The sequence below is a fragment of the Microbulbifer magnicolonia genome, assembly GCF_035117725.1.
GTDB lineage: Bacteria > Pseudomonadota > Gammaproteobacteria > Pseudomonadales > Cellvibrionaceae > Microbulbifer > Microbulbifer magnicolonia.
In genome coordinates this window covers 367920-380340 of record NZ_JAYEFD010000001.1, presented here as the reverse complement: position 1 = coordinate 380340, position 12421 = coordinate 367920, and the positions used below count along the sequence as shown (strand labels likewise).

Sequence of the window (12421 nt, the reverse complement as noted above, 5' to 3'; positions counted from 1 at the left end):
CACAGAACAATGAACCCGGAGAAGGACCCATGTTCAGCAGACTCCGCCACCGCATCCCCCAATTTACCGCCGCGGCCGCCCTGCTCCTCGCGCTCGGCGCCCAGGCAGAGACCATCGAAGTGCCCGTCGGCGCCCAGGGTGGCGACGCCCATGTCGAGCAGGTTCGCGGTTTGAAAAAAGATGAAGTCACCGCGCGCTTCGGCGAGCCCGTCGGCATTCAGGGCCCGGTTGGCGATCCGGCGATCACCCGCTGGGAGTACGCCGATTTCTTCGTGTACTTCGAGCGGGACACCGCGCTGCATACGGTGAAGAAGCACCCGGGCTAAAGGGCGGAACGCCCCCGGGCCACAACCGCTGGCGCCTTGCGGGCCAGTGGCGCATCCAACTAGCCGCGACAGAGTCGGTGCGATAGACGAACACGCGGTGAGACGCCCCGCCCCTCGCCACATTTCCCTCTGGCAATTTCCCCACAAGCGTACACGACTTCCCTAGCCCACCGGTCCCACAGCGGGCGAAACGCTAATTACCGCTGCAAAGGCGGCGAAAACCCGCAGCCACAAACGGAATCATGCGGTCGTAGGCAGACTTGAAATCGTGGGAGTGACACCGGTTGTCCGAAAGCTGGTCAATACGGCCCGTATCCGCGAAAGTCAGCGACAGGGCACCGGACAGGTAGTGATAGCACCAGAAAATATCCTCTGGAGCGGCGGCGGGAAAGCAGCGCTGCATCGCATCGGTAAACTGACGCACCAGCTTGTTGAAGTGCTTGCCCATCATCTTTTCGCCCCAGACCGGCGAATTGTTGACGTAGGCGATCAGCGCGCAGTAGTTGCGCCAACCGCGATCCTCAGTTTCCTGGGCGATTTCCAGCGGGCGCAGGAAGGCTTCGACAATTTTTTCGATGGTCGGGGAATTGGGAGCCGCCTCGGCCTCCGCCGCACGCAGGGCCTCCAGCCGCGCGTCGTTGAGGATCTGGCCGCGGCGCTCAAGCACCGCATTGAACAATTCCTGCTTGGGACCGAAGTAATAGCTGGTCAGGGCCACATCCACCCCTGCCAGGTTTGCAATCTGACGCAGCGTCACGCCGTCATAGCCATGCAGAGCAAACAGTTCCTCGGCCGCGTCCAGAATCAGTTCCCGCCGCTCCTGGCTGCGTGGCTCAGTCTCCTTACGCTTTCCCGCTTTGCGCGCAACACCCGTTGTCATAGGGTCAATCCCGTTTCACTCCAAAGTGCTGCAAGAATACCCGCGTCTTGACACCTCAACAAGTGTTGAATCTAATCAAGGGCACGGCCCAATCTCAACAACCATAACCGAGGGCAAACGATGATGAGCGCGGAAACATTCAAATACCTGTGCCTGGGCTTCTACGTCCTGGCGACCCTTTGGCTGTCCTGGGTGGGGATGCGCAAAACGCGGGATATCCGCGGCTTCGCCATCGGCAACAGGGATATGAACCCCTATCTGGTCGGCATCACCATGGCGGCCTCCATAGCCTCGACGGCCACCTTCGTGATTAATCCGGGCTTTGTCTATGTACACGGATTTTCAGCCTTTATTCATTTCGCAGTCGCCGGAGGAACAGGAATTATCGCCGCATTACTGGTCCTCACTCGCCGCTTCCGCAGTCTCGGCGACGCCGCCGGTGCGATCACCATCCCCGACTGGATCTACCGTCGCTACCACAGTCGCCCACTGAGCCTGTTCTTCGCACTGATCAATCTCTTGTCGCTGGCCTTCGTGGTGTTGATCCTGGTGGGCTGCAGCCTGCTGATGGCCCAGTTGTTTTCCATCGACCAGAACATCGCCCTGATTGCAATCGCCCTGTTTGTCTTCAGCTATGTGTTGATGGGAGGCACCTACGCACACGCCTACACCAACAGTTTGCAGGGCGTGATGATGCTGGCGGTATCTCTGGCAATATTTGTATCTGGCTGGCACTACTTCGACGGCGACATCGGCGGATCACTGCAGCGGATCGGGCGCAATTTTGCCAGTTGGAAAAATCCCGATAGCGAGCTCTATTTCGATTTCTTCTCCGTTTTCGGCAGCGGTTTCCTGATCACTTTCGCACTGATGCTGCAACCGCATATCCTGACCAAAATGCTCTACCTGAAAGGCGACGGCGATGTCAGCCGATTTATCGGCACCGCTGCCTTTGCCACCGTGTGCTTTATGCTGATGCTGGCAGTGGGTTTCTATGCCCGCCTCAGCGGTCTCGAAGTCGAGCGCCAGGATGCCGTTGTTGCCAGCTACATTGCCGCCGAGTATTCCGGCAGTGGCGCGGATGCCTACTTTCTCGCCTTTGTCGGCATCACTCTGCTGGCCGCCGGGATGTCCACCCTGGACGGCATACTGGTGGCGCTGTCGGCGATGGTGGTGCGCGATATTTACCAGCCACTCAGCGGCGACCGGGAGTCGGAGTCCCGGCGCGGGCTGCTACTGTCGCGCGCGGTACTGCTGGGTATAGGTGTCCTGGCCGTGATCATCGCGTACGACCCGCCACCACTGGTAGGCATCTTCGCCCAGAAAGGGGTCTACGGCCTCGGCGCCGCATCGCTGGTGCCGCTCTTGTTCGGTATCGTCTGGCGCGAGCCCGCACCCGCCTGGCTGGTTGGCAGCGCCGCCGTAATCGGGCTTTGCGGGCACCTGGCCTTCACTTATATCGGCGGCATCGCCAACCCGGCTGTCTCCGCCGCCTATGCAATTCTGGCTTCGCTCGCTTACTTCCTCGCCGGCGCCGGCATCCTGCAAATCGGCGAGCGATTTGCTCGGCGAGGAGGCAAGTCGACGCCAGATTCAACAGGTGATGAATTTTCTCCTTGACTTTCAACAGCCGTTGAGTTTTCCTTGCGAAGGATTCAACATCTGTTGAGTTTTGACAGCGGCGGCGTGCGGTTTCCACCGACCGATAAAAGACTGAATAACGATAAAAGCGATAATATGAGGGAATTCCAGTGAGCCAATCCAAGCATTATTTCCTGCAACCCCTGGCTGCCGCCGTGGGGATCACCTTTACTCTGGGCGCCATCGCCCAGCAGTCCGAAACCCGCGGCGCCCTCGAAGAGGTCGTGGTCACCGCACGTAAACAAGCGGAAGATCTCCAAAAGGTCCCCGTCTCCGTCTCCGCCCTGAGCGAGGCACAGATGCGCGAGCTGGGAATCACCCGCCTGGACCAGGTTGCCAAGCAATCCCCCAACGTCACCCTGGAAGCCAGTCGTGCCACCAACAGCACCCTCACCGCCTATATCCGCGGAGTCGGCCAGCAGGATCCGCTGTGGGGCTTCGAACCCGGCGTCGGGGTCTATATCGACGATATTTACTTCGCACGTCCGCAGGCCGCGTTGCTCGATGTTTACGATGTGGAGCGCATCGAGGTGTTGCGCGGACCGCAGGGCACGCTGTATGGCAAAAACACCATCGGCGGCGCGATCAAATATGTGACCAAGGGTCTGCGCGGCCAGTCGCCCCTGAACATCGATGCGGCGGTCGGCAACTACAACCAGCGCGACCTGAAAATCTCCTCGGCCTTCGAAGTGGTCGAGGGCAAACTGTGGCTCGGCGGCGCCGTGGCCAGTCTCAACCGCGACGGCTTCGGCGAGTACGTCGGCCCGGTCAATGACGGCGAGCAGAATTACAACAAGGACAGCCTCGCCTACCGCCTGTCTGCCGAAGCACAGCCCACGGACAATTTCAGCGCGCGCCTGGATATCGACAAGACCAGCGACGACTCCAACAATCGCGGCGGCCACCGCCTGACCAACGGGTTCGTGACCGGCGCCGCGCCACTTAAAAATGTTTACGACACCCGCTCCGGCATAGACCCGGATCAGGAGGTCATCAATGAAGGGGCCTCACTGACGCTCAGCTGGGACATGTCCGATGCGCTGGTACTGAAATCCATTACCGCCAAGCGCGAAGGCAGCACTTTCACCAGTATCGACTTTGACAACGAGCAGCTGAGCCTTGTGGAAGCGTCCGGCGCGGTCTACACCGACGAGCAATTCAGCCAGGAATTCCAGCTGACTTTCAGCGGGGAGAAATTCAGCGGCGTGGCAGGTCTCTACTACTTCGACGGCGATGCCACCGGTGCCTTCGACCTGGACGTCTACAAATCGCTGTACTCCGATGCGGACGGCAATCCACTGATCGGCACACGCACCATTGGTGCCGTAAATACGATCAGCACTGCCCTCTACGCTCAGGGCAGCTACCAGATCAACGACCAGTGGTCAGCGACACTTGGTGGCCGCTATACCAAGGATGAAAAGACCACCGAGTCCTACTTCTCGCAGTACAACGTGCTGGCGGGCGCTGGCAATTTCAATAATCAGCTGGTCGCCTCGGATTTCACCCGCAACCCGGAGTGGAGTGAATTTTCCCCACGCGCGGGACTCGAGTACGATATCAGCGATGACCTGATGTTGTTCGTCTCCTACGCGGAGGGATTCAAGAGCGGCGGCGTTGACCCCCGGGCCAACCTGGTAGGCAACCCCAACTCCGGCGATCCTTTCAACCCGGAAACCGTCAGCACCATAGAACTGGGCATGAAAAGCCAGTTGCTGGACGACCGTCTGCGCCTGAATATCACCCTGTTCGACAATGCCTACGACGATCAGCAGATCACCACCAGCATCCTGATTGATGCCGACGGCGACGGTGCAGCGGAAAGTTTCGCCGGCCAGGTGATCAATGCCGGTAAGGCGAGTGCTCGCGGCCTGGAAATTGAATCCATCGCGGCGCTGACCGACAACCTGCGCATCAACTTCACTTACGGATATATCGATGCGCAGATCGATGAATTCATCGAGATAGACCCGGCCACGCTGTCGCCGATCAATACCGCGGATCAACGTGTGGTCTCCAACACGCCGGAGAACACCATCAATCTCGGCGTTTCCTATGATATGGACCTGTTCGGGGGCAGCCTCATGCTGAACACCAATGCGTCCTATCGCGGCGAGACACACATCTTTGAAACCCCCTCTGCCATCGACCAGGACGGTTACACGGTAGTGGATGCCAATATGGTCTGGTTCAGCCCGGACCAGAACTGGAGCCTGGGTTTACACGGCAAGAACCTCACCGAAGAGGAATACCGCGTGGCCGGCTACAACTTCCCGACCCTGGCCAACAGTGTCATTGGCTACTACGGGGACCCAAGAACGATCACAGCCTCTCTCTCCTATCAGTTCTGATCGTTTTGTTGTGCTTGGGCGGGGTCTTCCCCGCCCCTATTTCCGATAGGAACATCAGATGCAAGACTATTTCGACCTTCGCTACAAAACTGGCGACGGACTGGAACTCTACGCCCGCGACTACCCTGGAAAGACGCAAGGTGCAAAGACGCAGGGTGGAGAGACGCAGGGTGGAGAGACGCAGGGTGGAGAGACGCAAGGCAGAGAGGCGCCGGTCATCCTCTGCCTGCACGGTCTGACCAGAAATTCCGCAGATTTCGACGAGCTGGCCGTACACCTTTCAAAGAATTTTCGCGTACTGGTGCCCGAGCAGCGCGGCCGCGGCCAGTCGCAGTGGGACCCGCAGCCCAGCAATTATCAACCCGGCACCTATGTGGCCGACACGCTCGGTATGCTGGAACAGCTAAAGATTCGCAACGTCATCATTGTCGGCACCTCCATGGGCGGCCTGATGGCGATGATGATGGCCGCCGCCCGCCGGGAACTGGTCGCAGGTGTGGTGCTGAACGATATCGGCCCCGAAGTGGATCCCCGCGGCCTGACGCGCATTAAGGGCTATGTGGGCAAGACGGCGCCGGTAAACAACTGGGAAGATGCCGCGGCGACAGTGAAAGAACTGAACGGTATCGCCTTCCCCGACTACGAAAAAACAGATTGGATGCGCATGGCGCACCAACTGTACCGGGAAAACACTGCCGGTATTCCCGAGCTGGCCTACGATCCGGCAATTTCCAAACCCATCAGTGCCGACACCGCCGCTGCGGTGCCACCCGACCTGTGGCCACTGTTTGAATCCCTGCGCGACATTCCCACCCTGGCGTTGCGCGGCGCGCACTCCGACATACTGTCGGCCGACTGCTTCGCGGAGATGCAGAGGCGTCTGCCAGACATGTCGGCGAACGAGATCCCGCACCGTGGCCACGCCCCGGCCCTGAATGAAGCGACATCGATTGCGGCAATCGACCAGTTTGTCGAAGGGATAGTGGGCCTGCAGCGATGAGGAATTCAGTTCTGATTTGCGGCGGTGCACACACTGCCTTCGCCGCTCATATCGACAAACGGCCCGACGCCGGTGAGCGCCTAGACCTGTACTCGCTGGAAGCAATGCTGCGCGACGTGACCAGCGCCGCGCTGGACGATGCGCAGATAGATGCGGCGCAAATCGGCGGTATCTGGCTCGGCAGTTGCTCCCCCGGAGCCTTCGCCAGCCAGGAACTGCTGGGGCCCCTGGCGCTGGAGGCAGAGCCGGCACTGCGCTTCGCCCAGGTGAACCAGTGCACCGCCGCCTGCGCCTCGTCGTCAGTGGCGCTGCACGCGGCCGCGGATGCACTGCAGGCCGGCCGCATCAGGGCGGCACTGGTAATCGGCGTTGAAAAAATGAATCTGCTGGGTACGGCCGCAGTCACCGAAATACTGGGGCGCTGCTCCTACTGGCCGGAGGAAGGCGGCCGCGGAATGGCCTTCCCCGGGCTCTTCGCCCGCCTCGGCGACAACTACCGCCGCCATCACGATATCAGTGAAACGCGCTACCGGCAGATGCTGGCCTCGGTGGCTGCCGCCAATTACCGGCGCGGAATCAAAAATCCCCTGGCCCATTTCGGCCCGGGCAGCCTCCCTGACCAGAAAGGGCTGACCAGCGCGGAGGCCATCCTCAACCTGCCAGAGGAATCCAATCCGCTGATCGCCGCGCCGCTGCACCTGCACGACTGTTCGCCGATCAGCGACGGCGCCGCGGCGCTGGTGCTGGTGCGCGCGGACAGCGGCCTGGCCGCCCCCGGTCAGACCGTGGAACTGGCGGGGCGCGCCATCACCACCGAACACCTGGCGCTGTCGCGGCGACAAAAGGACTATGCACTCGACGGCGCGCGCGTATCGGCGCAGAGGGCCTACCGGGAAGCCGGCATCTCCGCCGCGGAACTGGACCTGGCGGAGGTTCATGACTGCTTCACCAGCAATCAGCTGCTCTGCCTGGAGGCTCTCGGCCTCTGCGACAGCGGCTGCGCAGGCGACGAATACCTGGCCGGAGGCTTCGGCGAGGACGCGCGCTGCCAGGTCAACTTGTCCGGCGGACTCAAGTCCAAGGGACACCCTGTCGGGGCTACCGGCGTATCCATGCACTACTTTGCTTACCGGCAATTGCTGGGCCGCGCTGTCGGCACAGCCCACCCGGGCACACCGGAAACCGCCGCCGTACTCAATATCGGCGGCAGCGGCGTAGTGAACTGCACCAGTGTGTTGCGGGCTGTTTGACAATAAGTGGGTAACAATTATGACAGTCGATCAATTGCGAGATATCAGCCAGTGGACAACGTCCAAAGTGCTGGCGCGCCAGGCGGAACAAAATCCGGATAAAAAAGCCGTAACCTTTGTCGACGGACCCAGCCTCACCTATCGTGACGCCTGCCGGAGCGCGCGCCAGATAGCCGCGGGCTTACGACAGCAGGGCGTCAAAGCCGGTGACAAGGTTGCCAGCCTGCTGCCCAACGGGCCCGACTTTTGCGAAATCTGGTGGGGATGCCATTGGGCCGACGCGGTACTGGTGGCGCTCAACACAGAACTTGTCGGCAGCTTTCTCGTACACACCCTCAACTTGAGTGAATCCACAGTACTGGTGTGCAGCCCGGAACAGTTCGTCAAGCTGGCCCCCATCGCCGACCAGCTGCCGCAACTGCAGCAAGTTTTCGTGACCGGGCAATTGCCGGCCGGGTGCGAACAGTTTCCGCTGCCGGTACTACCCTTCGAATCCCTGCGCGGCTGTGCCGAGGCCGCGCCCGACCCGCAGGCCGGTTTTCAGGATCTGGCCTGCCTGATGTTTACCTCCGGCACCACAGGTCCTTCCAAGGCGGTGATGATGCCCCACGCCCACTGCTACCTATACGGCCTCGGCACCATCGACAACCTGGATTTCCACCCGGGGGACAGCTACTACGTGAACATGCCGCTGTTTCACTGCAACGGCCTTTTCATGCAGCTGTACGCCTGCCTGATCAATGGCGCCACCGCAGTAGTGCGGGAGAGGTTCAGCGCGTCCAACTGGCTGCAGGACATCCGCGATCACCGTATCACGCACACCAATCTACTGGGCGTGATGACCGAGTTTATCGACCGCCGATCGCCGTCGCTTGCCGAGCGCGATCACTGCCTGCGTGTTATCGCCGCAGCACCGGCCGCACCGGTATTTATACAGCGCTTCGAGCAGCGCTTCGGTGTCAGGATGGTGGAACTCTACGGCATGTCGGAGGTGAATATTCCATTGTTCACGCCGCTGGACGCGCCGCGACCTGGCAGCTGCGGCAAAGCCTACGGCCGCTACTTCGAGGTGCGCGTCGCCGACGCGCAATCAGATCTGGAAAATCCACCCGGCGTCGTCGGCGAGATCCAGGTGCGCCCCAGAATCTCGGGCGGATTTATGTCCGGCTATTACCGGATGCCGGAGAAGACGGTGGAAGCCTGGAACAACCTCTGGTTCCACACCGGCGACGCCGGGCGCATGGACGGGGACGGCTATTTCTATTTTGTCGACCGACTGAAGGACTGCATCCGCCGTCGCGGCGAGAACATCTCCTCCTACGAAGTGGAAACCGTTCTGCTGAGTTTCCCCGGTATCACAGAGTGCGCAGTAATCGCGGTGCCATCGAATATCGCCGGCGGCGAAGACGAGGTCATGGCAGTCCTTGTCGCCGACGGCGACTTGGATCCCGGAGCGATTAGCGCCCATTGCCAAAACAATATGCCGCGCTTTGCCGTGCCCAGATTCCTGCGCTTCGTGCAGCCGGATCAGATACCGCGCACCTCCACCAACAAGATCCGCAAGGTGGAATTGCGCAAGCAGGGTGTCACCGCCGACACCTGGGACAGGGAGGCGACCGCCTGCGTATAGGGATGCGTGCCTGCGCCAATTTTTAACGCCGTAACCGGCCAGTGGCGCTATATGCAAAAGGCAGTTATGTGCAATGTTTCAAGCTCTATGCACAACAATAAAAATTCCCACTGAGGATATAGCGATGAACTGGAGAAAACTGCCGGCACTACTGCTGGCCGGCTGCCTGATGGCAACTGCCAGTGGAGCCACGGCCTACACCGGCTCATGGTCCGACGAGCAGAGGATTGGCGGCAAACTGAAAACCTTTGTCTACACGCCCAGCACCGCACCGGCGCTGAATGGCAAGCGCGCGCTGATGGTCAGCCTGCACGGCTGCGTGCAGAAAAATGACCACATCAAGAACCATGGAAACTGGGAGGTCACCGCAGACCAGTACGGCATGGTGGTCGCCGTACCTCAGGCCTCTGGCGAGGGTACCTACGGCATTATGGGCTGCTGGAATTTCCACACCGGCACCAAAGCCAACCGCAACGGCAGCGACCAGAAATACCTGATAGATCTGGTCGACGCCTTGCTCGCAGACCCCGCGCTGAATATTGACCCGGCCCAGGTCTATTTAACCGGTCTCTCTTCCGGTGCCGGCATCATCAACCAGATGTGGTGTATCGCCCCGGACGTATTTGCCGGTGTCGGCGTCAATGCGGGACCTGCGCCGGGATCCAGCGGTAACCTGCCGGACCTGAACGACCCGTCCATATCGGTCAGTCAGGGCGAAAATAACTGCAAGCATTACGCCTCCCAGGTACCGGGTGGGCTTGGCAAGGATTACCTGCAGACACAGCTTTGGAGTGCGGTCCACGGCACCAAGGACGGTGCCGTAGCGCCGGCCCACGCGCACCGCAATGCTGATATCGCTGTGGCCGTTTACGACGACTACGACAGCATTTCCCAGTGTCGCACGGAAACCATTCCCGGCAGTGCCGGCAATTCCGATGCGACCATTTGGTGCGACAGCCTCGGCGAGCGCGTGTCCAAGATCATGGCCAACGGCATGGGGCACGCCTGGCCGTCCGGCGGCAACGACGGCTACTATATCGACGGCAACTATCTAGATTACCCCGCCTGGATCACCCGCTGGTTCTTCGACAACAACCGGCGCGTCAATGGCGGCAACTCGCCACCCAGCGGAGAAAGCGCCTCCCGCTCAAACTCCTCACGGAGATAACACTGTACTAGAGTGATGCCTAAATAGAGCCGGGCTACAAGGCCAACGTATCGCCGGCCGTTCCTATGACCTCTGCGGACCACCTCATGCCGACGGCTCGAGCGATTGCCTGGGGCGGTGGCATATCCTCTCTACGTTAAGCACCCGTGTGGATAGCACACAGGGTGACCTCGAGAAGAGACAGGGCTCATAAGAGTCAGCAGAAACAAAACGGCCGGCAGCGCCGGCGGTTTTATTTGATGATCGGCAGCATTTCAGTAGAGATAGGTTGCGGTACCCGTGGCTATCAGCTCATCCACGTCATTTTGCAGCTCCATTCTAGTCACCACCAGCTTGTTGCCAGTTCGCAGAATGGAGCCGTGACAGACAAAGTGCTGTCCCCTACCCGGCTTCAGATAGTCCACCCGCATGTCCACGGTGCCGAGCTTGGACAGCCGCTCAGTCTTCTCCTGCCAGCTGATATCGCCCATACGCTGATAGGCGGCCACCATTGCGGTGAGACCGCCGACGGTATCCAGGGCGGTAGCGATAACGCCGCCGTGCAGGATTTTCTTCCAGATATTGCCGATCAGCTCCGGGCGCAATTCGAAGGACGCGGACAGCGTGAGCCTGTCCAGGTCCAGCTCGCGCATCTCCAGGCCTATCTGGCGGTTGAAGGGGATCTGCTCGAAAAACCCTTTGACCAGCGCGCGAAACTCATTCGGGGACGGCTCTGTCACAGGCGCGCCACCCGGTTCAGTCCGTCCAGTGCCGCACTGCGATAGGCCTCGGCCATGGTCGGATAGTTAAAGGTCGTGTTGACGAAGAAATCGATACTGTTGTGCGGTGCCGGCTGTTTCATGATGGCCTGGCCGATATGCACGATTTCCGCAGCCTCGGCGCCGAAGCAGTGGATGCCGAGAATTTCACGCGTCTCGATGTGAAACAGGATTTTCAGCATCCCGACCCGCTCGCCGGAAATCTGCGCCCGCGCCGTGTGCTTGAACAGGGCGCGGCCGACTTCATAGGGCACCTTGGCGGCGGTCAGTTCCGATTCCGTCTTGCCGACGGAGGAGATCTCCGGCAGCGTGTAGATGCCGGTGGGCGCGTCCTCGATGACGCGGTGACCGCGACCGGCGATGGCGGCGGCGACCGCGCGCCCCTGGTCGTAGGAGGCGCTGGCAAGACTCGGCCAGCCGATCACATCCCCGACGGCGTAGATGTTCTCCACCTCGGTACAGTAGTGCTCGTCGACACTCAGCTGACCGCGGTGATTGGCCTCGAGGCCGATATGCTCCAGCCCCAGCTTACTCGTATTGCCGGTGCGGCCGTTACACCACAGCAGCGCGTCCGCGTGGATGCGCTTGCCGGACTGCATTTCCATGATCACGCCGTCTTTGCCCGGCACGACCTTGGCATACTCCTCGCGGTGGCGGACGGTCACGCCCATGTCGCGCAGGTGATAACTCAGCGCATCGGAGATTTCATCGTCGAGAAATTCCAGCAGACTGCCGCGGGTATTGATCAGGTCCACCTTGATGCCGAGCCCAGCAAAAATCGATGCGTATTCGCAGCCAATCACCCCGGCGCCATAGATCATGATGGAGTGCGGCGTGTGCTGCATGTCCAGGATGGTATCGCTGTCGTAGATCCGCGCGTGGCCGAAATCCACATCCGCCGGCCGGTAGGGGCGCGAGCCGGTCGCGATGACAAATTTCTCCGCGCTGACAATTTCGGTGGCGCCGTCGGGCAGCAGGATTTCGACACTATTGGCATCGCGGAAACGCGCCTCGCCGACGATCAGTTCGACGCGGTTGCGTGCATAGAAGGACGTGTGCATTTCCACCTGATAGGAGATGACCTTGTGAACCGTCTCCATCACCTCGGGGAAGGTCAGGCGGCGCGGTTCCCCTAAAGCGCGGAACACCGGCTGGGTGTTGTAGCGCATCAACTGTTTGACAGAGTGGCGCAGGGCCTTGGACGGAATCGTGCCTTTGTGCGTACAGTTGCCGCCCACCGAGTCGCGTTTCTCGATCACTGCCGCGCGCATGCCTTTCTTGGCCGCACTCATGGCCGCGGCCTCACCCGCCGGACCCGAGCCGATTACTACCAGGTCGAATTTCTGCTCTGCCATCTACAAGCTCTGTTTTATTTGTCTAATTCATTTGCCTGTGTAGGAGCGGCCAGTGGCCGCGA

10 protein-coding genes are annotated in these 12421 nt (G+C 60.5%); 7 read left to right on the top strand and 3 right to left on the bottom strand.

Translation table 11 applies throughout. The features are described 5' to 3' along the window. Positions 1-29 precede the first annotated feature (29 nt). Positions 30-326, top strand: a complete 297-nt coding sequence (locus RRF64_RS01685) for a hypothetical protein (RefSeq protein WP_323844088.1) — start codon at positions 30-32, stop codon at positions 324-326. Between the two features lie 193 nt (positions 327-519). Here the strand turns inward: RRF64_RS01685 and RRF64_RS01680 are convergent, their stop codons facing one another. Then, positions 520-1206 carry a TetR/AcrR family transcriptional regulator gene (locus tag RRF64_RS01680; RefSeq protein WP_323844087.1) on the bottom strand — a complete coding sequence of 229 codons (687 nt, stop codon included), beginning with the start codon at positions 1204-1206 and terminating at the stop codon, positions 520-522. A 123-nt stretch (positions 1207-1329) separates the two neighbouring features. On the opposite strand from RRF64_RS01680, the gene RRF64_RS01675 reads away from it, so the two are divergent. The 6 genes from RRF64_RS01675 to RRF64_RS01650 all read left to right on the top strand — a co-directional run bounded on the left by RRF64_RS01675 (position 1330) and on the right by RRF64_RS01650 (position 10246). After that, a complete protein-coding gene (locus RRF64_RS01675) occupies positions 1330-2826 on the top strand; it encodes a sodium:solute symporter family protein (protein ID WP_323844086.1) in 1497 nt (498 codons plus the stop codon). Between the two features lie 131 nt (positions 2827-2957). Beyond that, a complete protein-coding gene (locus RRF64_RS01670; protein ID WP_323844085.1) occupies positions 2958-5198 on the top strand; it encodes a TonB-dependent receptor in 2241 nt (746 codons plus the stop codon). A 58-nt stretch (positions 5199-5256) separates the two neighbouring features. Continuing rightward, positions 5257-6198, top strand: a complete 942-nt coding sequence (locus tag RRF64_RS01665; RefSeq protein WP_323844084.1) for an alpha/beta fold hydrolase — start codon at positions 5257-5259, stop codon at positions 6196-6198. Further along, a complete protein-coding gene (locus tag RRF64_RS01660; protein WP_323844083.1) occupies positions 6195-7448 on the top strand; it encodes a thiolase C-terminal domain-containing protein in 1254 nt (417 codons plus the stop codon). The genes RRF64_RS01665 and RRF64_RS01660 overlap by 4 nt, the downstream gene beginning before the upstream one ends. 19 nt (positions 7449-7467) lie before the next feature. Continuing rightward, the gene (locus tag RRF64_RS01655) at positions 7468-9078 is read left to right on the top strand and encodes an AMP-binding protein (RefSeq protein WP_323844082.1); all 1611 of its coding nucleotides are present in this window, start codon (positions 7468-7470) and stop codon (positions 9076-9078) included. A gap of 124 nt (positions 9079-9202) precedes the next feature. After that, positions 9203-10246, top strand: a complete 1044-nt coding sequence (locus tag RRF64_RS01650; protein WP_323844081.1) for an extracellular catalytic domain type 1 short-chain-length polyhydroxyalkanoate depolymerase — start codon at positions 9203-9205, stop codon at positions 10244-10246. 254 nt (positions 10247-10500) lie between these two features. Here RRF64_RS01650 and RRF64_RS01645 read toward each other — a convergent pair whose 3' ends face one another. Both RRF64_RS01645 and sthA read right to left on the bottom strand, forming a co-directional pair. Next, positions 10501-10965: a thioesterase family protein gene (locus RRF64_RS01645; protein ID WP_323844080.1), complete on the bottom strand. Its 465-nt coding sequence runs from the start codon at positions 10963-10965 to the stop codon at positions 10501-10503. Further along, positions 10962-12359: a Si-specific NAD(P)(+) transhydrogenase gene (gene sthA, locus RRF64_RS01640; protein WP_323844079.1), complete on the bottom strand. Its 1398-nt coding sequence runs from the start codon at positions 12357-12359 to the stop codon at positions 10962-10964. Before sthA ends, RRF64_RS01645 begins: the two co-directional genes overlap by 4 nt. Between the last annotated feature and the right edge of the window lie 62 nt (positions 12360-12421).